This window comes from Streptomyces pratensis (genome assembly GCF_037137275.1).
In the GTDB taxonomy this organism is placed as follows: Bacteria; Actinomycetota; Actinomycetes; order Streptomycetales; family Streptomycetaceae; genus Streptomyces; species Streptomyces pratensis_B.
This window is the reverse complement of sequence record NZ_JBBBEN010000092.1, coordinates 182,454-207,690: the sequence shown is the minus strand read 5'-3', so window position 1 is coordinate 207,690 and position 25,237 is coordinate 182,454. Positions and strand designations below refer to the sequence as shown.

General features: G+C 72.2%; 16 protein-coding genes and 1 pseudogene. 5 read left to right on the top strand and 12 right to left on the bottom strand.

The window, feature by feature from the left end; translation table 11 throughout:
* The first annotated feature begins 57 nt into the window (after positions 1–57).
* Both mgt and V9U70_RS17810 read left to right on the top strand, forming a co-directional pair.
* Positions 58–1,294, top strand: a pseudogene (mgt, locus tag V9U70_RS17815) (macrolide-inactivating glycosyltransferase).
* A gap of 135 nt (positions 1,295–1,429) precedes the next feature.
* Positions 1,430–2,443, top strand: a complete 1,014-nt coding sequence (locus V9U70_RS17810; RefSeq protein WP_336676395.1) for a LacI family DNA-binding transcriptional regulator — start codon at positions 1,430–1,432, stop codon at positions 2,441–2,443.
* 112 nt (positions 2,444–2,555) lie between these two features.
* Here the strand turns inward: V9U70_RS17810 and V9U70_RS17805 are convergent, their stop codons facing one another.
* The 6 genes from V9U70_RS17805 to V9U70_RS17780 all read right to left on the bottom strand — a co-directional run bounded on the left by V9U70_RS17805 (position 2,556) and on the right by V9U70_RS17780 (position 12,933).
* Entirely contained in the window at positions 2,556–4,829 is a 2,274-nt protein-coding gene (locus V9U70_RS17805) for a glycosyl hydrolase family 95 catalytic domain-containing protein (protein WP_336676393.1), read from the bottom strand.
* A complete protein-coding gene (locus V9U70_RS17800) occupies positions 4,826–6,796 on the bottom strand; it encodes a beta-galactosidase (RefSeq protein ID WP_336676392.1) in 1,971 nt (656 codons plus the stop codon). The genes V9U70_RS17805 and V9U70_RS17800 overlap by 4 nt, the downstream gene beginning before the upstream one ends.
* A gap of 44 nt (positions 6,797–6,840) precedes the next feature.
* Complete coding sequence (locus V9U70_RS17795; protein ID WP_336676847.1) at positions 6,841–9,057, bottom strand: 1,4-beta-glucanase; 2,217 nt, start codon at positions 9,055–9,057, stop codon at positions 6,841–6,843.
* Positions 9,058–9,248: 191 nt separating this feature from the next.
* Positions 9,249–10,178 carry a carbohydrate ABC transporter permease gene (locus V9U70_RS17790; RefSeq protein ID WP_336676391.1) on the bottom strand — a complete coding sequence of 310 codons (930 nt, stop codon included), beginning with the start codon at positions 10,176–10,178 and terminating at the stop codon, positions 9,249–9,251.
* Positions 10,175–11,230 carry an ABC transporter permease gene (locus V9U70_RS17785; RefSeq protein ID WP_419723992.1) on the bottom strand — a complete coding sequence of 352 codons (1,056 nt, stop codon included), beginning with the start codon at positions 11,228–11,230 and terminating at the stop codon, positions 10,175–10,177. The genes V9U70_RS17790 and V9U70_RS17785 overlap by 4 nt, the downstream gene beginning before the upstream one ends.
* A 35-nt stretch (positions 11,231–11,265) precedes the next feature.
* Positions 11,266–12,933, bottom strand: a complete 1,668-nt coding sequence (locus V9U70_RS17780) for an extracellular solute-binding protein (protein ID WP_336676389.1) — start codon at positions 12,931–12,933, stop codon at positions 11,266–11,268.
* A gap of 354 nt (positions 12,934–13,287) precedes the next feature.
* Between V9U70_RS17780 and V9U70_RS17775 the strand changes: the two genes are divergently transcribed.
* A complete protein-coding gene (locus V9U70_RS17775) occupies positions 13,288–16,113 on the top strand; it encodes a glycoside hydrolase family 3 C-terminal domain-containing protein (protein ID WP_336676388.1) in 2,826 nt (941 codons plus the stop codon).
* 143 nt (positions 16,114–16,256) lie between these two features.
* Here V9U70_RS17775 and yicI read toward each other — a convergent pair whose 3' ends face one another.
* Complete coding sequence (gene yicI / locus V9U70_RS17770) at positions 16,257–18,530, bottom strand: alpha-xylosidase (RefSeq protein WP_336676387.1); 2,274 nt, start codon at positions 18,528–18,530, stop codon at positions 16,257–16,259.
* Positions 18,531–19,070: 540 nt separating this feature from the next.
* On the opposite strand from yicI, the gene V9U70_RS17765 reads away from it, so the two are divergent.
* Positions 19,071–19,619, top strand: coding sequence for a DUF1697 domain-containing protein (locus V9U70_RS17765; protein WP_336676386.1), 549 nt, complete (start codon positions 19,071–19,073; stop codon positions 19,617–19,619).
* Positions 19,612–20,010, top strand: coding sequence for a nuclear transport factor 2 family protein (locus V9U70_RS17760; protein ID WP_336676385.1), 399 nt, complete (start codon positions 19,612–19,614; stop codon positions 20,008–20,010). The genes V9U70_RS17765 and V9U70_RS17760 overlap by 8 nt, the downstream gene beginning before the upstream one ends.
* A gap of 29 nt (positions 20,011–20,039) precedes the next feature.
* Here V9U70_RS17760 and V9U70_RS17755 read toward each other — a convergent pair whose 3' ends face one another.
* The 5 genes from V9U70_RS17755 to V9U70_RS17735 form a co-directional block, all read right to left on the bottom strand.
* Positions 20,040–20,792, bottom strand: coding sequence for a sirohydrochlorin chelatase (locus V9U70_RS17755; RefSeq protein WP_336676384.1), 753 nt, complete (start codon positions 20,790–20,792; stop codon positions 20,040–20,042).
* A 6-nt stretch (positions 20,793–20,798) separates the two neighbouring features.
* Positions 20,799–21,725 carry an ABC transporter permease gene (locus V9U70_RS17750; protein ID WP_336676383.1) on the bottom strand — a complete coding sequence of 309 codons (927 nt, stop codon included), beginning with the start codon at positions 21,723–21,725 and terminating at the stop codon, positions 20,799–20,801.
* Positions 21,712–22,503, bottom strand: coding sequence for an ABC transporter ATP-binding protein (locus V9U70_RS17745; protein ID WP_336676382.1), 792 nt, complete (start codon positions 22,501–22,503; stop codon positions 21,712–21,714). The genes V9U70_RS17750 and V9U70_RS17745 overlap by 14 nt, the downstream gene beginning before the upstream one ends.
* 47 nt (positions 22,504–22,550) lie before the next feature.
* Entirely contained in the window at positions 22,551–23,663 is a 1,113-nt protein-coding gene (locus V9U70_RS17740) for an ABC transporter substrate-binding protein (RefSeq protein ID WP_336676381.1), read from the bottom strand.
* 227 nt (positions 23,664–23,890) lie between these two features.
* Positions 23,891–25,237 carry a sulfate adenylyltransferase subunit 1 gene (locus V9U70_RS17735; RefSeq protein WP_336676379.1) on the bottom strand — a complete coding sequence of 449 codons (1,347 nt, stop codon included), beginning with the start codon at positions 25,235–25,237 and terminating at the stop codon, positions 23,891–23,893.

Genomic DNA, 25,237 nt, shown 5'->3' with positions numbered 1-25,237 from the left:
AACGCCGGCAGGGACGGGTGGCCGCCGCCGACGCGGGGCCGGGACCGCGGAAATTGATTGCACGAGACGTATCGTCTCGTCTACGGTGACGGACATGACGGAATCCCCGCGCGCCCACATCGCCATGTTCTCCATCGCCGCCCACGGTCATGTGAACCCGAGCCTCGACGTCATCCGTGAACTCGTCGACCGTGGACACCGCGTCAGCTACGCCATCCCGGCCTCCTTCGCCGAGAAGGTCGCGGCCGTCGGCGCCGAGCCGGTGATCTGGACCTCCATCCTGCCGACCGACGAGGACCCCGACGCCTGGGGCGCCGAGCTCATCGACAACATCGAACCCTTCCTCGACGACGGCATCCAGGCGCTCCCGCAACTCGCCGACGCCTTCGCGGGAGACGAGCCCGACCTCGTCCTGCACGACATCACGTCCTACCCCGCCCGGGTCCTCGCCCACCGCTGGGGCGTCCCCGCCGTCTCCCTCTGGCCCAACCTGGTGCCCTGGCAGGGGTACGAGCAGGAGGTCGGCGAGCCGATGACCGCCGAGCTGAAGCAGACCGAGCGGGGCAAGGCGTACTACGCGCGCTTCGCCGGCTGGCTCGCGGAGAACGGCCTCGGCCACGTCTCCAGCGACGACTTCGTCTCCCGCCCGCGCCGCGGTCTCGTCCTCATCCCCGAGGCGCTCCAGCCGAACGCCGATCGGGTGGACCGCGCGATGTACACCTTCGTCGGAGCCTGCCAGGGCGACCGCTCCGACCAGGGGGAGTGGCGGCGGCCGCCCGGCGCGGAGAAGGTGCTGCTGGTCTCGTTGGGCTCCTCGTTCACCAAGCAGCCCGCCTTCTACCGGGAGTGCGTCGCCGCGTTCGGCGGCCGGCCCGGCTGGCACGTGGTGCTGCAGATCGGCGCTCACGTCGACCCGGCCGAACTCGGCGCCGTGCCCGGCAACGTCGAGGTGCGCACCTGGGTGCCGCAGGTGGCGGTGCTGAAGCAGGCCGACGTCTTCATCACCCATGCCGGTGCGGGCGGCAGTCAGGAAGGCCTCGCGACCGGCACCCCGATGGTCGCCGTCCCGCAGGCCGTCGACCAGTTCGGCAACGCGGACATGCTCCAGGCGCTGGGCGTGGCCCGGCACGTTCCGGCGGAGGAGGCGGACGCCGCGACCCTGCGCGACGCCGTGCTCGCCCTGGTGGACGCCCCCGAGGTGGCCGCCCGGTGCGCACGGCTGCGCGAGCAGGTGGCACAGGAGGGCGGCGCCCGGCGGGCCGCTGACCTCATCGAAGCCGAACTGGCGCGCTGAGCCGAGCCCGATGGCGTCGAAGCGCTTCGACGTTCAGCTCTGGACATGGCCCGGTGGTCGGACTAGTGTGCAAGTGCTCTGCGGTAACAGCACGAAATGCGCTGTCGAAGCGCTTCACTTTCCCTGGAGATCCCGATGGTCACCCTCGCCGACGTGGCGCAGCATGCCGGAGTGTCCGCCAGCACGGTCAGCTACGTCCTCAGCGGCAAGAGAACCATCTCCGAGGTCACCAAGCGGCGGGTGGAGCGCAGCATCACGGAACTCGGCTACCACCCCAACGCGGGAGCCCGGGCGCTGGCCAGCAGCAGATCCAACATCATCGCGCTGATGATGCCGTTGCGCACGGACATGTACGTACCGGTGATGATGGAGATCGCCATCGCGGTCGCCGCCAACGCCCGGGAACACGGCTTCGACGTCCTGATGCTCACCGGCGAGGAGGGGCCCGCCGCCGTGCGCCGGGTGGTCGCCAGCGGCCTCGTCGACGCCATCATCCTGATGGACGTGGAGCTGGACGACGCCCGGCTCCCCCTGCTGCGGGAGAGCGGCCGACCCGCCGTGCTCATCGGCCTGCCCTCGCAGACCACCGGCTTCACCTGCGTCGACCTGGACTTCACCCGGGCCGGCGCCCTGTGCGTGGAGCACCTGGCCGAGTCGGGGCACCGCGAGATCGCCGTGATCGGCGAGGCCCCCGCCGTCTACGAGCGGAAGGCCGGCTTCGCGGAGCGCACGATCGACGGCCTGCGGGCCCGTGCCCAGCAGCTCGGGGTGCGCGTGCTGCACCGCCCGTGCGAGGGGACGTACGCCTCGATGGCCGGCGCCCTCGGACAGATCTTCACCGAACGCCCCGACGTCACGGGCTTCGTCGTGCAGAACGAACAGGCGGTGGAGCCGCTGCTCAGCCTGTTGCGGCAGGACAGGCGAGCGGTTCCCGAGGACATCTCGGTCGTCGCCGTCTGCCCGGAACAGGTCGCCCTCCAGGGCTCGGTCCGGCTGACCTCCGTCACCATCCCGGCACGGGAGATGGCGCGTCATGCCGTCGGCCGCCTGATCGCCAAGATCGAGGGGGAGGCCGATGACGAGGTCGTCCTCCTGGCGCCGGAACTCGTCGTCCGCGCGAGCAGCGGACCGGCGCCCGCCGGCGGGTGACCGGGGCCCCTCCGCCCGCTGGGACGAGGCGCTCGCGGTGGCGGGCCGCCCGGAGCGTGGTGGGGGCCGGGCGGGCGGCGCGTACGGGGGACTCCTCCCGGCCGGGCGGTGATCAGACCCTCCTGGGCACGGAGAGGACCCGCTTCTCGTCGGCGACGAGGGTCAGCGGGTAGCGGTCGTCTCCCGCGATCACGTCGATCGTCCGGTCGCTCGACGGCCACAGCACGGCGGTGGCGCCCTCCGCGGACCAGCTCAGGTCCAGGCGCGCTCCGAACCGTGTGCGGACACCGCGCAAGGTCCCCTCGGCGCAGTCCGGCGGCGCCGCGGGCAGCAGCACCAGCCGGCCGGGGGCCGACTGCACCAGGCACTCGATGAGCACGGCGGGAAGCGTGTGCGCGGCGTCCGCGTTGTACACGTCCCGGCCCGGGTAGTGGGCGCTCATCAAGGAGTGGTGGAAGTAGTCACCGTGCAGCACGTCCCGAAGTGCTCCGCCCACCAGCCGTCCGTCGCGCAACCGGGCGGCGACGAGGGCGGCGTGGAGGCGGCCGTGGGCCGAGTCGTTCTCGGTGCCGCGCAGTTCCAGGGCCCGCCGGGCGGCTGCGGCCAGGGCGGGGGTGTCGTGGGGGTTGATGTCGTCGAGCGGCCACACGGGGTACAGGTGGCTGATGTGCCGGTGGTCGTAGGCGTCCTCCAGCCCGGGACGGACCCACTCGGCGAGGGCCCCGTCCCCGTTGACCCGGTAGGAGGGGAGCCGGTCGGCGAGCGCCCGCCAGTGCTCGGCGCGCGGATGGCCGGGGCGGAAGGCGGCGGCGGTGATCAGGGCGTGCCGGGCCGCGGCGATGTCCATCGTGGCGTCGACGGTGACCCAGCTCGCGTTGGCGGGACGGTTCTCGGGTGAGTACGAGGGAACCACCGTCACGGGTCCGTCGGTGCCGTTGCTGACGAGGAAGTCCTCGTAGAACAGCGCGACCTCGACCAGCGTGGAGGCGAGCCAGGGGTCGGGCCGACCGCTGGTGAGGACCTCGTCGACCAAGGGGTGGAGCAGCCAGTCCGCGCCCGCCGTCCAGAGATGCAGGGGGTAGGCGCGTTCGAAGTGACGGGTGTGGCCGCTCGCCCCGTCGGTGTGCGACGGGGCGACGATGCCACGGGCGCCGAAGATCTCACGGGCGTTGTCGCGCCAGTCGGCCAGCTGACCCCGGACCAGCTCCGCATGGGCCCGGGAGACCTCGGGCAGTGCCCCGGCGGCGGCGGACGACACCTGGAGGTTGAGGTTGGCGTTGGTGGTGAAGGCGCCTGACCAGGCGGTGTCCCAGTCGCCCGTCCAGAGTCCGGTGAGGCGAGGCGGCAGCATGCCGCTGGAGGACAGGAGGTGGTAGCGGCCCGCCGCGAAGAGCCGTTCGAGGAGTGCCGGGCTGTCCGGCCGGCCCAGCAGCGCGCTGCCCGGCAGCTCTCTGTCCGCGGGATCGCTCGTCAGGTCGAGTCCGGCGCGGAGGTAGGCGTCGCGGTGGGCGGGCAGATGCCGTTCGAGGAGCCGCGCGTACACCGTGCCGGCGGTCTCGTTCGGGCCGGGTGCGGCCGTGGGGCGGGGGCGGCGGCCCGTGCCCCCTTCGAGCAGGGCGCGCAGCGCGTCGGAGTGCGTCGTTCCGGGGTCCTCCCCCGCGGGGTGCCGCTCCACTCGGGTCAGCAGCAGGAGCGCGGAGGCGCCCGTCACCCGCAGCCTGTCGCCGACCGCCGCCGTGCGGCCGCCGGTGACGGCCACGAGGGTCGTCCCCGTGAAGGCGGTCTGCCCGTTCGCGTACTCGGTGCGCAGCCCCAGCACGGCCGTCGCGCCATGGCGGCCGTCTTCCTCGCACCCGACCCAGCGGGAGAAGCTCAGCCCCTCCGGCAGCCCGGCCAGGCGCTCGTCGAGGTGGACGTCGGCATTCAGCGCGCCCGGCCGGTCGGTCATCCGGTGGACGATCACGTCGTCGGCGCGCGAGACGAAGACGTCGCTGTGCCAACGGTCGTTCACCGCGCTCACGACCCCGGTGGTGAAGTCCACCTGCCGGCGGTAGTCCGCCTCCCGCTCGGCCCCCGCGCGTCGTACGCGGATCTGGAAGGCGGGGTGGTACGGCTGCACCCACAGGTGGGGACGGCCCGCGCCGAAGTCCTCCGCCGCCGTGGTGTCGCCTGCCAGCAGGGCGGCCCGCAGCGCGGGGAGTTCACCGGCGAGGGCCGGCGGGCGGGCGGTCTCGCTGCCGTTCGGGCGCACCAGGGTGTGGTGGTTGACGACGACGCGCTCGTCGTCAGGGGCTCCGAACACCATCGCCCCGTGCCGGCCGTTGCCACTGAGGAACGCGTCCTCCCAGCGTTTCGCGGGGCGCGGCTCCCACGTCCCGTGTCTCACGCCAGGACCGCCACGCCGTGGCGTTCCAGACGGACCGAACCGTCCACCGGACCACCCGTCAGCAGCTCCCGGTACTGGCCCGGCAGGCCGACCGTCACCGGCCCGGGCGCGTGGTTGAGCAGGAAGAGCAGGTCGCCGCGGCGGACCGCTTCCACACCGGGCGGCAGATCCTCCACGACGGGGCGCACGCCCGCCTCGTCGGCGATCCGGGTGAGCAGCTCGCTGAGGGCCGCCGGCTCGGGCAGCGTGGAGACGTACCAGGCACGCCCCCTGCGCAGCACGGCGGGCAGGCCGGCGAGTTCCCCGCTCCGGTAGGCGGCGACGGTCTCGGCGTCGGACGGCTCCAGTTCCTCGGCCCAGAGGGTCCCCCGGAAGGGCCGCGGGCCGTCGCATGCCACCTCCTCGCCCTCGGGCAGCGGCCACCGCTCCTGGACCATGCGAATGCCGAACAGGTCGCGCAGGCGTTCGTCCATGCCGCCGGGGCGGATGCGGTCGTCCCTGTCCGCGGCCCCGGTCAGGAAGCCGGAGACGAGCACGCCTCCACCGCGTACGTAGGCGACGAGGTTGTCGACGGCGGTGTCGGTCAGCAGGTACAGATGCGGGACGACCACCAGGCGGTAGGCGCTCAGATCGTGCTCGGGGTGGGCGAAGTCGGTGGTGACGCCGGCCTCCCACAGGGCCCGGTGCCAGGCACGGACGATGGCGGGGTAGTGCACCCGGGCGGAGAGCCGGCCTTCTTGTTCACCTGCCCACCACGACTCCCAGTCGTGGAGGATGGCCACCTGGGAGACGACGTGCGTGCCCGCGACCCGCTCGCCGCATCGGGACAGCTCGGCGCCGATCTGCCTGATCTCCTGGTGGACCCGGCCGTGCTCCCCGGCGTGCGGGAGCATGGCCGAGTGGAACTTCTCCGAGCCCTGTCGCGACTGCCGCCACTGGAAGTGGCAGACCGCGTCCGCGCCGCGGGCGACGGACTGGAGGGACCAGAGCCGGCCCAGGCCCCGCGGCTTGGGCACGTTGACACTGCGGAAGTTCACCGCGCCCGCCGCCTGCTCCATCACCATCCACGGCCCCCGGGCCTGGGAGCGGGTCATGTCCTGGATCATCGCTCCGTACTGGCCGGCCAGCGGGTCGGTGGGGTCCGGGTAGACGTCGACGGAGACGACGTCCTCCTCCCGGGCCCACGCCCACGCGTCCTGTCCGGTCCAGAACGGCATGAAGTTGGTCGTGACGGGGATGTGCGGCGTGCGCGCGGCGACGATGTCGCGCTCCGCGGTGAAGCACTCCAGGAGGGCGTCGGAGGTGAAGCGCCGGAAGTCGAGCGTGCAGGAGGGGTTGCGCAGGTACTGGGCCTTGCGCGGGGGGATGACCTCGTCCCACGTGTCGTAGCGCTGGCTCCAGAAGGCGGTGCCCCAGGCCTCGTTGAGCGCTTCGGTCGTGGTGTACCGGTGGCGCAGCCAGCGGCGGAAGTGCCGTGCGGTCTCGTCGCACCAGCAGAAGGTGCAGTACTCGTTGTTGACGTGCCACATGCGCAGGGCCGGGTGGTCCCCGTAGCGCTCCGCGAGGTCCTCGGTGATCGCCGCCGCGTAGGCCCGGTAGACGGGGGAGCTGGGGCAGAAGTGCTGGCGTGAGCCGTACCAGATGACCGACCCGTCCTCGCCGCGCGGCAGCGTCTCGGGGTGCCGGGACCCCATCCACGCCGGCGGCGAGGCGGTCGGGGTGGCGAGGACGACCCCGATGCCGTGCTGGTGCAGCAGGTCCATCAGCCGGTCCAGCCAGCCGAAGTCGCGTTCTCCTGGGCGAGGTTCGATCCTCGCCCAGGAGAACACCCCGACGGTGACGGAGGTGACCGCCGCCTCCCTCATCAGACGTACGTCGTCGAGCCAGGTCTCCTCCGGCCACTGCTCGGGGTTGTAGTCGCCGCCGAACAGGACACGGGAGCCGGTGGCGTCGTTGAGGGAAGGCATGGGCGGGCTCGCTTCGTCACGGGGGCAGGGGACTGCCCGAGGGGTCAGACGGGGTCGGCGTACTGGATGCCGCGGCCGTTGGTGCCGAGGTAGACGCGGCCGTGGATACGGGGGTCACCGGTGATCGTCTCGCCGATCCAGCCCCACTGGTGGGCGTCGTCGTTGATCCGGACCCAGGAAGCGCCCTCGTCGTCGGAGCGGAGGACGGCGGTGGTCTGGTCGACGGCGCCGACCTGGAAGACCGCCGGATAGCCCCCGTCGGCCGCGGCCCTGCCGAAGCCCAGGGTGTAGGAGGCCCAGCAGCTGGCGACCTTGGTGAAGGTGCGGCCGCCGTCGGTGGAGCGGTACAGCCCGTTCCACTTGGCCGAGAGCCAGAGGTGGCCGCTGCGGCCGGGGGCGGCGGCGATGCGGAACTGGACGTCGCCGGAGGGCAGCCCGGTGGCGGCGGGGGCGAAGGTCCGTCCCCCGTCGACCGACCGGACGACGGCGCCGTTCACCGTGTCGTAGGCGTAGAAGCGCTGGGGGTCCAGCGGGTCGGCGACGGGGGTGGCCCCGCGGGGGAAGGTGCTCACTTCGGCCCAGGTGGCGCCGTTGTCGGTCGAGAGGTGGGTGGCGTGCGTGGAGCCGTCCCAGTGGACGAACGACCACAGCAGGGTGCGGCCGTCGGCGCCGGCCGCGATGGGGCCGGGGGCCGTGGCGGCGATCTCCGGCTGGCTCGTGAAGGGACGCCAGGTTCTGCCGCCGTCTTCTGACCAGGCGCCGTTGCGGCTGTCGGACCAGCCCGTCCGCACGACGTACGAGGGCTTCAGGGCGGCCGTCGCCAGTCCGGTCGCGGTGCCGAAGACGGGCCCGGTGGCCATGCCGAGGGAGGGCGAGGCGGTGAGCGAGTCGTGGTACATGTGGCCGATGTCGGCCAGTCCGCTGATCAGGTGGGCCGTGCCCTCGGGCGGGGAGACCAGCTGCCGTACGGCGCTCTCCTCCAGACCGCGGATCTCCGGTGCCCAGTGCACCAGGTCCCGGGTGCCGTAGAGGGTGGCGCCGGTGCCGTAGACGACGTGGTGGGAGTCGAAGGGGTCGATGGCGACCGTCTGTATCCACCAGCCGAACTTGGGCCGGCTGTCCCCCCAGCGGAGGTACGGCGTCTCGGACACGTCCAGGACGGCGCCCTCCTTGAGGGACCTCCAGGTACGTCCGCCGTCGGTGGAGCGGAAGACGGTGTCGATGTCCGCCCAGCGGTTGTTGGTCGACACCACCAGGGTGCCCGGCCGGCAGGCGTCGACCGCGACGCCTCCGTAGCCGAAGGCGTCGCGCGCCCCGCCCGACGTGGTGCCGCCGGGCCGGACGGGGGTGACGTCCTTCCACGCGCCGGTGACGGTGTTCAGCGCGTGGACGCTGCCGTCGCTCTGGCCGTTGGGCCCGGGGGCGTCGGCGTAGGTGACGTAGAGCGTACGGGTCGCGTCGTCGTGTGCGGCCCGGATGGGCACGCGGGCCGACGCGCCTCCCGGCTGTCCGGGGACGGGCTCCCATGTGCCGTCGGAGCGGCGGCGGTGGAGGGCCGGGCCGCCGTCGCCCCACCCCGCGTACAGCGTCCGCCCGGCGGCGACGAGAAGGGTGATGCCCTGCCCGCTCGCCACCGGCTCGGGCGCGAACGCGGACCGGGCCCAGGTCGCACCGCGGTCCGCGGACTTCCACAGTCCGTCGTGACGGGTGCCGAGCCAGAGGGTGTCGCTGTCCGCGGGGTCGACGACGAGCCGCTCGCCCGCGCCGCGGCCGTCCTCGTTGGCGCCGAGCTTCACGGGCAGGTCGGTGCGGGACCACGTGGCGCCGCGGTCCTCGGAGCGCAGCACGGCTCCGTTCTCCGACCAGCTCTGGGAGTACGTGCCCAGGGCGAGGTAGAGGCGGTCGGGGTGGTGGGGGTCGACGGCCATGGCCTCCACCCCCAGCAGGTTCCAGTCGTCCCAGCCGAGGTGGTCGGTGAGGGGGACCCACGCCCGTGTGCGGCTGTTCCATCGGTACGCGCCGCCGATGTCGGTGCGGGCGTAGGCGAGCCCGCGCACCCGGGGGTGGAAGAGGACTCCGGTGACGAAGCCGGTCCCGCCGATGACGGCGGTACGCCAGCGGTGCCGCTGGGCGGCGGCCGCCTTGGTGGACGACGCGGGGGCGGCGACGGCCTCGGCCGCGGACAGCGCGGGCCAGGCCGCAAGGCCCGCGACGACGCCTGTGGCGAGTACGGCGCGTCTGCCCGGCTGGTGTGAAGGCATGGACATGGCTGGAACCTCTCTTCGTGGGGCCGTGGGGTTGCGGTGCAAAGGAGGAGCCGCCGTGTCCGCCCGGCATCGGGGCGGGCGGAGCCGGCGTCGGCAGGAGCGTGCTGCGTCGACGGGGGGCGATGGCCCGGGGAGAGGGAGCGCGCGAGGCCGGGGCGCCCGGGGCCCGGTCGCCGCGCGGAGCGTCACCCCTTGACCGCGCCCGTGAGCATCCCCTTCTTGAAGTGCCGTTGGACGAAGGGCGACAGGACGGCCACGGGCAGCAGGGCGAGCACCATGACGGCCATCTGGATCGACAGGGGCGAGAGCTGGCCGGTGTTGATGGCCTGCGCCAGGCCGGTGGGGCGTTCCTGTTTGAGGACCAACTGCATCATCACGTTCTGCAGCGGCATCATGTTCTGGTCGCTCAGGTAGATCGACGCGTTGAACCAGGCGCTCCAGTAGCCGACGGCGTAGAAGAGCGCGATCACGGCGAGCACCGCGCGGGACAGCGGCATGACGATCTTCCACAGGATGCGGACGTCCCCGGCGCCGTCGATGCGGGCGCTGTCGATGAGTTCGGGAGCCACCCCCATGAAGAAGGCGCGCAGCACGAGGACGTTGAAGACGTTCACCGCGCTGGGGAGGATGAGGGAGAGATAGGTGTCGGTCAGTCCGAGCCCCTGCACCAGCAGGTAGGTGGGGATGAGACCGGCGCCGAAGAACATGGTGGCGAGCAGGGTCACGAGCAGCGGCCGGTGCAGCAGTGAATCGGTGCGGGACAGCCCGTAGGCGCACAGCACGGAGACGGTCATGCTGAAGAGCGTGCCGACGGTCGTGACCCCCAGGCTCACCGCTGCCGCTCGGGTGACCTGCCCCCCGCTGAGCAGCTCCTGGTAGGCGACGAAGGTGATCTCACGGGGGACGACGACCAGCCCGCCGGCCGCGGTGATCGTCTTCACCGACGACAGGCTGGTGACGATCACGATCCACAGCGGGAAGAGGACCGCCGCGCAGGCGAGGACCAGGACCGTGCCCTTCGCCGCCAGACCCGCACGGCGCGGTTCCTCCTCCCACACCGGCCGCAGCCGGCCGCGGGAGCCCCCGCGGCGCGTGGCGCTCAACACGGCGCTCATCGCTTGTACACCCCCTGTTCGCCCATCATGTGGGCGACCTTGTTGGCCGCCAGCACCAGGCAGAGGCCGAAGACTCCCTTGACGATGCCGACGGCTGCCGCGTAGCTGAAGTCCCCGTACTGGATGCCGACGTTCCAGACGTAGGTGTCGAGTACCTCGGCGGCCGTCGGGCCGACCGCGGTGCGCTGGAGCAGGATCTGCTCGAAGCCGACGGTGAGCGCGTTGCCGACCTGGAGCACGAGCAGCAGGGCGACCACGGGGCGCAGGGCCGGCAGCGTCACGTGCCACATCCGCCGCCATCGGTCGGCGCCGTCCATCGCCGCCGCCTCGTACAGGTCGGGGCTGACGGCGGAGAGGGCGGCGAGGAAGACGATGACGCCCCAGCCCGCGTCCTTCCAGATCATCTCGAAGGTGATCAGGAACTTGAACAGGCCCGGATCGGTCATCAGGTCGATGCCCTCGTGGCCGTGCTCGCGCAGGGTCTGGGACAGCATGCCGGCCCCGCCGAACATCTGCTGGAAGATGGTGACCACCAGGACCCAGGAGAAGAAGTGCGGCAGGTACAGCACCGCCTGAGCCACCGCGCGGACCCGGGGCCGGACGAAGCTGTTGATGAGGAGCGCGAGCATGACCGGCACGGGGAAGAACAGGGTGAGCTGCACCAGGAAGATCGTCAGGGTGTTCCCCAGCGCCTGGAGGAAGAGCCGGTCCTCCGCCATGCGCTGGAAGTGCTCGATCCCCACCCAGGGGCTCTCGCGGACGGCCTGCCAGGCGTTGTCCCCGAGGTAGGGGTCGTAGTCCTGGAACGCCACCATGTTGCCGATGAGCGGTACGTAGTTGAAGACCAGGACCAGCAGGACCGCGGGCAGCGTCATCAGGATCAGCGTGCGGTCGCGACGCAGCCTGATCCTCCAGTCGACGCCCTTGGGCGCGGGGGAGGGGACGGTGGCCCGCCCCACCCTCCCGGGGGCTTCGCGCGGGCCGGCCGGCGCCCGGTCCGCTGTGCCGTCGTCAACGGCGCGGTCGGGACCCGCCGTCTTGCTCTGCGCCACGTTCTCTCTCCTCGCTACCCCCTCCGGCCGTTCTGTCAGGACGCCTGGTCGCCGGCCTCGTCCAGCAGCTCGCGGTACCAGTCGCGCAGCCGGTCGCCGCCGCGGGAGCGCCAGTCCGACACGGCCTGCTGCATGTCGCCGACCTTCTTCCGGCCGCGCACGATGTCCTTCTCCAGGTCCTCGAACTGGCTGCTCAGCTCGGCCCAGCGGTTCGGCTCCTGCACCTGCATGCCGTAGAAGAGGGGCTTCGTGACGAACGCGCCCATGCGCTGCTGCCAGCGCACCATCCCTTCGGCGACGTCGGGGTGGTTGGGGTAGGCGAAGAACTGCTGGGGGCTCGCGATGTACTCGTAGGTCGCGAAGACCTGGTTGTTGCCCGCCTCGGTCTTGGTGATCTCATCGCCGTCGAGCGTGTGGTGGATTCCCTCGACGCCGTACGCCTTGAGGCGCTGCTCCTTGGTGCCGTACGGGGCCGCGGTGAAGTTGGCGACGGCGAGAACGTCCCGGATCGTCTTCTCGTCGGCGTTCTTGTTGACGAAGGCCCAGATGTTGGAGGGCGAGCCGGCGAAGAGGCGGGGGTCGCCGCCGTCGTGATGGAAGTAGTCCATGGCGGCCATGGCGAAGTCGGGCTTGTCGCCCCGCTGGACGACGGTCTTGCCGTACCAGTCGGAGATGTCGGCGTTGTACATCCACACCTGGCCGGCGGTGAAGAGGTTGCCGATGTCGCCGCTCTCGGCCTTGGCGTCCGGGTGCACGAGCCCGGCGGAGTAGAGGGAGCGGGACCACGCCAGGGCTTCGAGGTACTCGTCGGTCTCGATGCGGTGGACCAGCTTGTCACCGACGAGCTTCCAGCAGGTGGGCTTCTCGTCGAGGACCCCGAAGAACTTGAACGCCGCCCAGGTCATGTCGCCGCAGCCCCAGACCTTGTTCCTGGCCGAGGTGACCTCCTTGGCCAGTTCGAAGAACTCCTGGGTGGTCGTGGGCGCCTGGTAGCCCTTGGCCTCGAAGAGGTCGGACCGGTAGAAGGGGGCGATGTTGGGGATGTCGCTGGACGGCATGGGCAGACCGCGGAGCTTGCCGCCGAAGACGGCCCGCCGCCAGGCGCCGGTGGGGATCGCCGCCAGGTTCGGGTACTCCTTGACCTTCTCCCCCGACAGGTACGGGCCGAGGTCGGCGAACTTGTTGTTGATGGCGCTGGGTATCTTCCCGCCCAGTTCCCACGCGGGGACCACCACGACGTCCGGGACGGAGCTGGAGGCGAGGACGGCCCCGAGCTTCTGGCCGTAGGTGTTGCCGTCCTGGTTCTGCCACTTCACCTCGACGCCGATGGCCTCGTTCATCGCCGTCCAGTACGGGTTGCCGTCCTTGGGCGAGGTGCCCCAGAGCGGGGCCATGACGGTGACGCCGCCGCCCCGGCCGAGCTTCTCCGGCACGGAGACCGCGAGCTTCGAGGCCGACGGGGCGGTGGTGAAGCCCACGGCGGAGCCGTTCGCGCTCGGCAGGTCCGGCTTCACCACGTCGGACCCGACGAAGGCCGGGAGGATGCCCCGGAGCTGCTTGCCCGTGGTGGCGCCCTCGGCGGAGCCGGCGTCGGACGAACCGCTGCACGCGCCGAGCAGGGGCGCACCGCCGGCGACCGCGAGCGCGGCCACAGCGGTGGAGCTCAGGAACGTTCTCCGGCTGGGAGCCTGGGTGTCGGGCATGGCGTTGCCCCTTTCTTCATGCGGGCAGCCGAAGGACGTGCGAGAGCGGCCGTACGCATGCGAGTCGGCGGATGAGGCGAGCGGAGAGGTACGAAGCGACCAGCGGCCTTCGAACCGTGCGTCGAAGCGCTTCGATGTTGCAGCGAGGTTAAGTGAGGAAGGCAGGCCGTTCAAGAGTCGCCCCGGAATTCTTTCGCCTCGCTTTCGTCACGCCGCATGGATCGATTTCTCTGCAACCCGGAAAACACCCGGCCGTGCCTGCTGGTCTCTTGACACCTCCTCACCATCACCTTCAGCATCGAAGCGCTTCGAACCTGGCGGCAATCGCCGGAACGCTCACCTTTGGGGAACCCTGTGACAGACACCCGGCCGTCCTTCCGTGACGCTGCCCGCCCCCTCGACGAGCGCGTCGAGGACCTCCTCGCGCGGCTCACCCGAGACGAACGGATCGCGATGCTGCACCAGTTCGCACCCGCCGTGGAGCGCCTGGGCGTCGGGGCGTTCCGTACCGGTCAGGAGGCCCTGCACGGCGTCGCGTGGATGGGGCCCGCCACCGTCTTCCCGCAGGCCCTCGGGCTGGGCGCCACCTGGAACGAGGACCTCGTACGCCGGGTCGGAGAGGCCGTCGGCACGGAGGCGCGCGCCATGCGGGCCGCAGACCCGCGCGTCGGCCTCAACGTCTGGGCCCCCACGGTCAATCTGCTGAGGAACCCGCTGTGGGGCCGCAACGAAGAGGGATACTCCGAGGACCCCCGGCTGACCTCCGCCATCGCCGTCGCCTACACCCGCGGCCTGCGCGGCGACCACCCCGTCTACTGGCGCACCGCGCCGGTGCTCAAGCACTGGCTGGCCCACAACAACGAGACCGACCGGGACACGTGTTCCTCCTCGGTCCGCCCCCGCGTCCTGCACGAGTACGACCTGCGGGCGTTCCGCCCCGCCGTGGAATCGGGTGCGGTCGCCGGAGTGATGCCGTCCTACAACCTCGTCAACGGCAGGCCCAACCACCTCTCGCCCCTGCTGCACGAGCAATTGCGCACATGGACCGACCAGTCCCTGGTGGTCTGTTCCGACGCCGGCGCCCCCTCCAACCTGGTCGACTCCGAGCACTACTACGACACCCACGAGGAGGCCACGGCAGCCGCCCTCCGCGCCGGCGTGGACAGCTTCACCGACCACGGCCAGGACTCCTCCGTCATCGTCGGACGGGTCCGCGGGGCCCTCGCGCGAGGGCTGGTCGAGGAGAAGGTGGTCGACGAGGCGGTACGCCGGCTCCTGAGCATGCGCTTTCGCCTCGGGGAGTTCGACCCCGAGCTGGACCCCTATGCCACGGGGCAGGCGTTCGACACCCCGGAGCACCGTGCGCTCGCGCAGGAGGCTGCGGAGCAGGCCGTCGTGCTGCTCAAGAACGACGGCCTGCTGCCGCTGGCCGAGGGGACGCGCATCGCCCTGGTCGGGCTGCTCGCCGACGCCTGCAAGCTCGACTGGTACAGCGGAACGCTGATCCACCGCTCCACACCCCTGGACGGGCTGCGCGCCCGCTTCGGCGCGGAGAACGTCTCCTTCACCGAGGGCGTCGACCGGGTCCGCCTGCGGACGGCGGAGGGCTGGGTGCACGCCCCCTCCTCGTCCGCCACGGGCAGGGCGCGCGGAGCGGAGGGAGCGCTCGACCCGGCGCTGCTCAGGGGGCGCACCGATCTCGCGCCGCTGACCGTCGGCGGGGACCCGACGGTGTTCGCCATGGTGGACTGGGGCGAGGGGCTGCTCACCTTCCGCGCCCCCGACGGCCACTACGTGTCGGTCGCCGAGGACGGTTTCCTGCGGGCCTCCGCCGACCAGCCCGGGGGGTGGGTGGTCCAGGAGACGTTCCGGCTGGAGGAACACGGTGCGGGCCACCTCCTCGCGCATGTCGGTACGGGCCTGCACGTGTCGGTGACCGCCGAAGGCCTCAAGGTTGCCGCCGAAGGAGATGTTTTCGACATCGTCGTCGTGAGTCACGGCGCGGACGACGTGGCCGCCGCCGCCGCGGACGCCGACGTGGTCGTCGTCGTCGCCGGCAACGACCCCCACATCAACGGCCGCGAGACCGAGGACCGCACGACGCTGGACCTGCCGGACCATCAGCGCAGGCTGTGGCAGGCCGCCCGCGCCGCGCAGCCCCGCACGGCGCTCGCGCTCGTCTCCTCCTACCCGTACGCGGTGGCCGACGCGCACGCCGCCCTGCCCGCCCTGCTCTGGACCGCCCACGGAGGACAGGCGGCGGGCGCCGCGCTCGCCCGGGTCCTGGCCGGCGACGTGTCCCCGGCGGGTCGGCTGCCGCAGACCTGGTACGCGTCCGACGCCGAGCTGCCCGACCTGCTGGACTACGACGTCATCGGCAGCCGCCAGACCTACCTGTACTACGGGGGCGCCGCGCTCTACCCGTTCGGCCACGGCCTGGCCTACAGCTCCTTCGCCTACGGCGACCTGTCGGCCGCGCGCGTCGGCGACACCGTCCGGGTCTCCTTCACCGTGACCAACAGCGGAGCGCGCGAGGCGGACGAGGTCGCCCAGGTGTACGTGCGGGCGGCGGACTCGGCCGTGGCCAGACCGCTGCGGCAGCTCGCCGCCCACAGCAGGGTCCGCCTCGCCCCCGGCGCGGGCCGGCGGCTGGAGTTCGAGGTGCCCGTCGCGGACCTCGGCTTCTGGGACGTGGCCCGGGGCCGGTGGGCGGTCGGCACGGGGCGGTACGACGTCCTCGTGGGCGCGTCGAGCACGGACGTCCGCCTCACCGCAGGTCTGTGGATCGACCAGGACGACGTCGCCGTGCGGGCCGTGCTGGACGACGGCCTGGAGGCGGCCGACTACGACGAGCAGCACGGAACCGTGATCGTGGACCGGACCAGGACGACGGGCGACGCGGTGACCGTCCCGGACGCGGGCGCCGGGGAACTGGTCTTCCGCCGTTGCGACTTCGGCGCCGGAGCCGCGACCGCTTCGGCGGAGATGGCCGCGACCGGTCCCGCGGCCGTCGAACTGCGCCTGGCGGACGGGACGCTCCTGGCCTCGTACGCGCCCGTGGCCGACGGCCCGTACAGCTACGTCACCGCCGCCGCCGCCCTCTCGCTCTCCGGCGTGCACGACCTGCACGTCCGGCTGAGCGGCCCCGTACGTCTGGCCAGGGTCTCCTTCACCGGCTGAGCGGGCACGGCCACGAGAGAGCCCGGCGCCGCCTCCCGGCGCCGGGCTCCGCCGTGCTTCCCCGCGCGCCCGGCGTCGAGCGCGGACCCGCGCGGGCGAGGGGCCCGGGCCGGGGGCGGTCCGCATCCCCCGGCCCCGGCCCGTCAGGGCAGGGGCACGGCCACGTCGCCCATGCCCCGCGCGGAGCCGCCGCCGACCACCTCCACGCGGTAGGCGCGGTCCGTTCCCTCGGCGCGCACGCGCACACCGTCCCCGTCCTGTGCGACGTGGAAGACGGCCGCGACCCCGCCGGCGAGGTCGGGCACCGTGACCGAACGACGCGACGGCGCGCCTCCCGGGACCGGGTGGACGCGCAAGGTCAGTTCGTCCAGCCAGTCCGCGTCCGGCCGCTGGTCGTCCGCGCCGAGGGGCAGCACCGCCCCGGCGCGCACGAACAGCGGCAGGCTGTCGAAGCCGTGCCGCTCCCGCCGCCACGCCGGACCGGCTGCCGTCTCCCCCGTGAGCACGTGGGTCCAGGCGCCCGGCGGCAGGTAGTACTCCACCTCTCCGTCCGCGGTGAAGACGGGAGCGACGAGCAGGTCGGGGCCGAGCATGTACTGCCGGTCCAGGGTGCGGCAGGCGGGGTCGTCGGGGAACTCCAGGAGCATGGGCCGCATCACGGGGACCCCGGTCGTGTGGGCTTCGACGGCCGCCCCGTACAGGTAGGGCATGAGCCGGTGCTTGAGCAGCGTGAAGCGTCGTGCGACCTCGACGGCCTCCTCGCCGAATTCCCACGGCACCCGATAGGACACGTTGCCGTGCAGCCTGCTGTGCGAGGAGAGCAGGCCGAAGGCGAGCCACCGCTTGAACACGCCCGGGTCCGGAGTCCCTTCGAAGCCGCCGATGTCGTGGCTCCAGAAGCCGAAGCCGCTCAGGGAGAGGGAGAGCCCGCCGCGCAGCGACTCTGCCATGGCCTCGAAGGAGGCGAAGCAGTCACCGCCCCAGTGGACGGGGTACTGCTGCCCGCCTGCCGTCGCCGAGCGGGCGAAGAGGACGGCCTCGCCGCTGCCGCGCTCCGCCTCCAGGAGTTCGAAGACGGTCCGGTTGTAGAGCTGGGCGTAGTAGTTGTGCATCCGCTCGGGGTCCGAGCCGTCGTGCCAGACGACGTCGGTGGGCACGCGCTCGCCGAAGTCCGTCTTGAAGCAGTCGACCCCCTGGGCGAGCAGCGGCCGCAGCTTGTCCTGGAACCAGGCACGGGCCGCGGGGTTCGTGAAGTCCACCAGGGCCATGCCGGCCTGCCACAGGTCCCACTGCCAGATGTCGCCGTTCGGGCGGCGGACCAGATACCCGCGGGCCGCGCCCTCCGCGAACAGTGCCGACTTCTGGGCGATGTACGGATTGATCCACATGCTGATCCTCAGCCCGCGGGACTTCAGGCGGGCCAGCATGCCCTCGGGGTCGGGGAAGGTCTCCGGGTCCCACTGGAAGTCCGACCACTGGTACTCGCGCATCCAGAAGCAGTCGAAGTGGAAGACGGAGAGCGGAATGTCCCGCTCGGCCATGCCGTCGACGAAGGAGGTGACGGTGGTCTCGTCGTAGGCGGTGCAGAAGGACGTGGTGAGCCACAGGCCGAACGACCAGGCGGGCGGGAGGGCGGGGCGGCCGGTGAGCGCGGTGTAGCGGGCGAGGACGTCCTTGGGGGTGCGGCCCGCGACGACGTAGTACTCCAGGGACTGGTCCTCGACGCTGAACTGGACCTGGCCCACGGACTCCGAGCCAACCTCGAAGGACACCTTGCCGGGGTGGTTGACGAAGACTCCGTAGCCCCGGGAGGAGAGGTAGAAGGGGATGTTCTTGTAGGCCTGTTCACTGCTGGTGCCGCCGTCCGCCTGCCAGATGTCGACGCTCTGCCCGTTCTTGACGAAGGGGGTGAAGCGCTCGCCCAGGCCGTAGATCTGCTCGCCGACGCCGAGGGCGAGCTGGACGGCCGTGTGATGGGCGCCGTCGGGGGCGGTGACGAAGGCGGTGCCCTTGCGCTCTGCGGCGGTCAGCCGGCGTCCGCGGTCGTCCAGGAAGTCGAGGGTCCACGCCTTCCCCGTGTCGAGGCGGAGAGTGAGCGGTCCGCTGCGCAGCTCCACGAGGTCGCCCTCGCGCCGGGTGCGGCCCGCACCGGCCCCCGCCCCCGGGAGCGCGAAGTCGGGTCCGAGGCGGCGCTTGCCCGCGTGATGGGTGACACGGACGCCGATGACCCCGTCGGCGGGCGAGAAGAACTCGGTGGTGAGCAGAGGCGTGTTGAGGGTGTCCCCGCGCTGACGTACGTGCTTGACGGCCGCGTGGGCCGTGATGTGGTCGGCGCCGATCTGGAGGTCGCGGACCTCGGTGGCGTACGAGGCGTGCACGCCCTCGCGCATCAGCCAGAAACCGTCGGTGAACTTCATCGGGATCTCGTGTTCCTCGGTGTAGGGGGGCGTGAACGGGAGGAGGGCGGGGCCGGCGCCGTGCGGGCCCCTAGGGGGTGTCCGCCGCCCCCGGGCTCCTCCCGCGGGCGGCGGCGGACGAACCGGCGCGCCCGCGACAGCTCCACGAGGAGCGGGGGGTTTCGGCGCTGGTATCCCACATCTGGACTTCTTGTGTCGAAACGCTTCGACGGCGGACGTGAACGACTGGAGTTTCGATACCGTTTCAGCAAACACCGGCCTGGTCAAGGGATTCGCACGCACCGAAACACCGACCCAGGGGAGCGCAGCTCTTCCGTCGGGTGTATCGCCAGCGTTGGTGTCGAAGCGCTTCGGCACAACGTCGGCGGCGCCCCTGGCTCCGAGGCGGAAGAGCTCCGCGGCGGAACGCCTCGCGGTCCCGCGCCGGGGTCGGCCGCGCGCCCGTGCCGGCGGCAGCCCGCCGACAGACGGCGGGTGATGGCGTCGCCGTGCCCGCCGGTGTGCGACACCCTCCGCAGGAACCCCTTAGGGTGTGGGCCCATGACGACGACGTACGCGGCGCTGCTGCGGGGGATCAACGTGGGCGCGGGCAAGCGGGTCCCGATGCCCGAACTGCGCGCCGTGCTCACCGGACTGGGGCACACCGGCGTCTCCACCTACCTGCGGAGCGGCAACGCCGTCTTCCGCAGTGACCGGGAGGACGAGGGCGCCCTCGCCGCAGAGCTGGAGAAGGCCCTCCACCAGCGCTTCGGGTTCACCGTCGACTGCGTGGTCCGCGGCGGCGGCTATCTCGCCGCCGTCGCCGACGCCTGCCCCTTCCCCGCCGCCCGGCCGGCGGGCGCGCAGCTCCACGTGACCTTCTACGACGCTCCCGTGGACGCCGACCGCTTCGCGGGGATCGACGCGTCGGCCCACCTGCCGGAGGAGTTCGCGCTGGGCGACCGCTGCCTGTATCTGTACGCCCCCGACGGGCTCGGCCGCTCCAGGCTGGCCGCCGCTCTAGCACGCCCCCGCCGCACCGAGGGGCTCACCGCCACCAGCCGCAACTGGAACACCGTGACCGAACTCGTGGAGCTGACCCGTGTCTGAGCCGACGCCCGCCGAGGCCGCAGCGATCGAGGGCGAACTCCGCCTGCTGGACCCCGTGGTACGGGCCTCGGCCGACCTCCTCGCCGCGCTGCTGCACCCGGAGTTCCGGGAGATCGGCACCAGCGGCCGGCTCTGGGACCGGGAGACGATCATCGCGTCACTGACCGCGCGGGACGCCCCGCGCCCCGGCCCGTTGACCGCGTCGCGGATGCGGGGGGCGCAGCTCTGCACCGACCTGGTGCACCTCACCTTCGACACCGAGTCCAAGGGGCTCCGCTCGCACCGCAGCTCCCTGTGGCGGCTGACCCCGCAGGGCTGGCGGCTCTACTTCCACCAGGCGACCCCGTTCGTGGACGACCCGTTTCTCGACGACCCGCTCACCGAGTCCTGAGTGCCCTCCGGCGCCGCCGCCGGCCCCGCTCAGGCCGAGAGCGCGACCCGCGCCGTCAGCCGTGCCTCGTCGTACCGGTCCAGCAGCAGCCGGGCCAGCTCCGGGGCCGGGCCCAGCACGCCGGCCAGCACGTCCGCCCCGCTCGCGGCTGCTCCGGCCGCGATGCGGTCGGGGAGCCGGCCGGGCGCGATGACGTACGGGGCGACCGCCACCCGGCGCACCCCCTCGGCGCGCAGGGACGCCACCGCGTCCTCGGTCCGGGGAAGGGAACCGGAGGCGAACGCAGGCCGCACGGCGCACCAACCGGTGTGCCGCAGCTCCCGCGCGATTTCAGCGATCACTGCGATCGCCTCCGGGTCTGAGGACCCCGCGGAGGCCAGGACGAGCCCGGTCCCGGGGAGGTCGCCGGGGCGGGCCCCGGCCTCCCGCAGCCGCCGCCCCAGAGCGGCGTTCAGCAGCGGGGACGGGCCGAGCACCTCGGCCTGCCGCAGGCGCATCCGGGGCAGCCGGGCACGGGCCTCGCGCAGGACGGAGGGGATGTCGGTCTTGGCGTGGAAGGCCCGGGTGAGCAGCAGCGGCAGGGCGACCACGTCGTCGGCGCCCTGCGCGGCCAGCCGCTCCAGCACCCGGGGCGCCGCGGGGGCGTTGAACTCCAGGAACGCGCACTCCACGCGCAGGCCCGGCCGCTCGGACCGGACCCGCTCGGTGAGCGCGTGCACCGTCGCGGCATGCCGCGGGTCACGGCTGCCGTGGGCGACGACGAGGAGGGCGGGGTGGGCCATGAGGACTCAGTTCTTGACGAGGAGACCGCGGCTGCGCAGCACCCACCGCTCCAGCGGACTGAAGACGAGCAGGTCGATCGCGATGCCGACGAACAGGATGAGCAGGATCGAGAGGAAGACGGCGGGCATGTCGAAGTTGCTGCGGCCGTTCTCCAGCAACTGCCCGAGCCCCAGACCCAGTTCCGGGGAGGAGGCGATGATCTCGGCGGCCATCAGGGAGCGCCAGGAGAACGCCCAGCCCTGCTTGAGACCCGCCAGGTAGCCGGGCAGCGCGGCCGGCAGCACGACGTGCCAGGTCCCGCGCAGCCCGGTCGCGCCCAAGGTACGGCCCGCCCGCAGGAACAACGGCGGCACCTGGTCCACGCCGGAGACCAGTCCGTTGGCGATCGAGGGCACCGCGCCCAGCAGGATCACCGCGAACATCATCCGGTCGTTGAGCCCGAGCCAGATCACCGCCGGAGCCACCCACGCCACCGAGGGCAGCGACTGGAGGCCGGAGAGGATCGGTCCGATCGCGGCCCGGACCAGTCTCACCCGGGCGACCAGCAGGCCCAGCGGCGTTCCCAGGGCCACCGCGAGGAGGAAGCCGAGCAGGCCGCGGGAGACGCTGGTCCACACGACGTCCAGCAGCGTGCCCTTGAGCCACATCTCCCGGGCGCTGTCCCACACCGCCGACGGCGGCGGCAGCTTGTAGACCTCGGTCACCTCGGCGCGGACCAGCAGCTCCCAGGCCGTCAGCACCAGGGCCACCGCCACGGCCGGGGGCAGCGCCTTGCGCAGCAGGACCTCGCGCACCGGAGTGCGACGGATCTGCACCGCGTCCAGGGCGTCGAGCCCGGCCTCCAGCCCGGCCAGGTCGTCGGACGCCTGGTCGGGGCCGCCGGCCGGCGCGTCCGGCCGCTCCCGGCCGGACGTGATGTCAGTGCTGGCCATGTCGGCGGATCTCCCCACGCAGTTGTTCGGTGATCTCGACGGACAGCTCCGCGACCGCCTTGTCCTCGATGCGCCGCGGCTGCTCGATGCCGACCGTCCACTCCCGGGCGATCCGGCCGGGGCGGGACGAGAGCAGCACGACACGCTGAGCCAGCCGGACCGCCTCGCGCACGTTGTGCGTCACGAAGAGGACGGAGGCGTTCGTCTCGTGCCAGATCCGGGTCAGCTCGGTGTGCAGCACATCACGGGTGATGGCGTCCAGAGCCGCGAACGGCTCGTCCATCAACAGCAGTTGGCTGTCCTGGGCCAACGCGCGGGCCATCGCGACCCGCTGCCGCATGCCGCCCGAGAGTTCGTGCACCCGCTTGCCGTACGCCCCGCCGAGACGCACGAGTTCGAGCAGCCGCTCCGCCTCCGTGCGGCGCTCCGACTTCGCCACCCCGCGCAGCCGCAGGGCCAGCTCGATGTTCTTGCCCGCGGTCAGCCACGGGAAGAGGGCGTGTTCCTGGAACATCAGGGCCGGCCGCCCGCCCGGGGTCTCGATCGACCCCGCGGAGGGGCGGTCGAGACCGGCCACCAGATTGAGCAGCGTCGACTTGCCGCACCCGGAGGCCCCCAGGAGGGTGACGAACTCACCCGGAGCGACATCGAGGGAGACGTCGTCCAGGACGAGCTGCCGCCCCGCGGGTCCGTCGAAGGACTTCGAGACGTGCGTGAGACGGGCCGCGTGCCCGACCGCCGTACGGTCCTCGGCCTTGGTGAGGGTGGTGGTCGCCATGGTCGTCACCTCCTGGGAATCCTTGCGGTCTGGTACGGATGGGCGGGTCACCCGGCGCCGAGGCCGGCGTCGTCTGCCTCGGGCCGTCCCGCGGCCCTGAGGACCTTGTTCAACGGCCCCAGGTCGTAGATGCCCTGGAGGTCCGGCGCGTCGAGGAGTCCTGCCCGCACGGCGTGCCGAGCCTGGGCGTCGAGGGTGCCGGCCAGCGGATCGTCGGTGAACTCGATGGACTCCCACGCCGGGTCGAGGATCTGCGGGGGCAGCGGTCTGCCGCTGAGGCTCTCCAGCGCGCTGTTGGCCGCGGCCTTGGCCTTCGCGGGGTTCTCGTTGATCCACTCGTTGGTGTTCACCGAACCCCTCAACACCGCCTCGACCACGTCCGGGTGGGCGGCGAGGAACTTCTGCGACACGACGATGTTCGTGATCACGAACTTCTTCTCCGGCCACAGGTCCGTCTCCTCCAGGAGCACCTTCGCGCCCTCGGAGACCAGTTGGGAGGCGGTCGGCTCGGGGACCCAGGCTCCGTCGATCGAGCCGGACCGGTAGGCGGCCGGAGTCACCTTGTTGTCCGAGCGGACCACCAGGACGTCGCCCTCGCCGCTCTGGGAGTCGACCTTCCAGCCCTGCTCGGCGATCCAGTTCAGGAACGCCACGTCCTGGGTGTTGCCCAGCTGCGGGGTGGCGATCCGCTTCCCCCTGAGATCGTCGACGTCGGTGATCTTCTCGGGGTCGACCACCAGCTTCACCCCGCCGGACGCCGAGCCGCCGATGATGCGCAGACTGTCGCCCTGCGACCGGGTGAAGCCGTTGACCGCGGGGGAGGGGCCGATGAAGCCGATGTCGATCGAGCCCGCGTTCAGCGCCTCGATCTCGGAGGGGCCCGCGTTGAAGGCCGTGGACTCGACCTTCGTACCGCCCAGCTCCTTCTGGATGGTGCCCTCCCGGATGCCCACCAGGGCGGTGGCGTGCGTGAGGTTCGGGAAGTAGCCGATCCTCACCGTGTCCGCGGAGAGCTTCTCGCCCCGCGGGGAGACGTTCGCCGCCCGGATGCCGTGGTCCGCCTGGGAGCCGTAGCCGCAGGCGCCGGCCGTCAGGGCGAGGAACGGTAGAGCGGCGACGGCGGCCAGGGCGCGGCGGACCACGGCGGGGGGAACAGGCACGGGAGGCTTTCCTCTCCTCGGCCCGGTGCTCGCGCCCCGCTGTCGGTCAGGGGGGCGCGGCCGGGAGATCGGCAGGTCGTGGGCGGTACGGGCGGTGCGGATGGGCGCGCGGGCGGTGCGCGTACGTCATCACGCACATCGCCCGACCCCGCCCTGGCCGCTGCCGAGGGCGCCGCTCCCCACCCGGCCGCCCTCCTTCGCGAAGGAGGAGAAGGCGTCGCCGGCCATCAGAAGTCCCACCCGGAGTCGTCGTCGGCGGCTTCGGTGGCGGCTTCGGCGACCTCCGCGAAGGAGGTCCCCGCCATGCCGGCGCTCAGCGTCGTGCCGTCCGCCGGGTCGATCAGGAGGAACGAACCGGTGCGCCGGGAGTCGGCGTACGCGTCGAGCGCGAGGGGCTCCGCGGTACGCACCACGACCCGGCCGATGTCGTTGGCCACCAGCTGCCCGGGGGCCGGGTGCTGGGAGAGGTCGTCCAGGGTGAGCCGGGACGGGATGTCCTTGACGATCGCCTTGACCGTACGGGTGGTGTGCTTGAGGAGCACCCGCCGGCCCACCGTCAGGGGCTGGTCCGCCACATGGCAGACGGTCGCCTCGACGTCCTGCGTGACGGCCGGGGCGTCGTCGGCCGGGGCGAGCAGGTCACCGCGCGAGATGTCGATGTCGTCCGCCAGCCGGATCGTCACGGACTGCGGGGCCCAGGCGATGTCGACGCTCTCGCCGAGCGCGTCGATGCCCGTGACGGTGGAGGTCCGCCCCGAGGGCAGCACCACGACGCTCTCGCCCACCCGGAACACCCCCGCCGCGATCTGACCGGCGTATCCCCGGTAGTCCGGGTGCTCGGCGGTCTGCGGGCGGATCACGTACTGCACCGGGAACCGCGCGTGGCAGGCGGTGAGGTCGTGGCTGACCGGCACCGTCTCCAGGTGCTCCAGCACGGTCGGCCCGCCGTACCAGTCCATGTGCGCGGAGGGCTCCACGACGTTGTCCCCGGCCAGCGCGGAGATCGGGATCGCGGTGATCTCCGGGATGCCGAGAGAGGCCGCGTACGCCGTGAACTCCTCGGCGATCGCGGCGAACACGGGCTCCGCGTAGTCGACCAGGTCCATCTTGTTGACCGCCAGCACCACGTGCGGGACGCGCAGCAGCGCGGCGACCGCGGCGTGCCGGCGGGTCTGCTCGACGACCCCGTTGCGGGCGTCCACCAGGACCACGGCCAGCTCGGCGGTGGAGGCGCCGGTCACCATGTTGCGGGTGTACTGCACATGGCCCGGGGTGTCGGCGAGGATGAACCGTCGCCGGGGGGTGGCGAAGTAACGGTAGGCGACGTCGATGGTGATGCCCTGCTCCCGTTCGGCCCGCAGGCCGTCCGTCAGCAGCGCCAGGTCGGGTGCGTCCTGGCCGCGGCTCAGCGACACCTGCTCGACGGCCTCCAACTGGTCGGTGAGGACCGACTTGGAGTCGTGCAGCAGGCGTCCCACGAGGGTGGACTTGCCGTCGTCGACGGACCCGGCGGTCGCGAACCGCAGCAGCGTGGTCGCCGACAGCTGGTCCGGCGACTGGATGGAAGTGGTCAT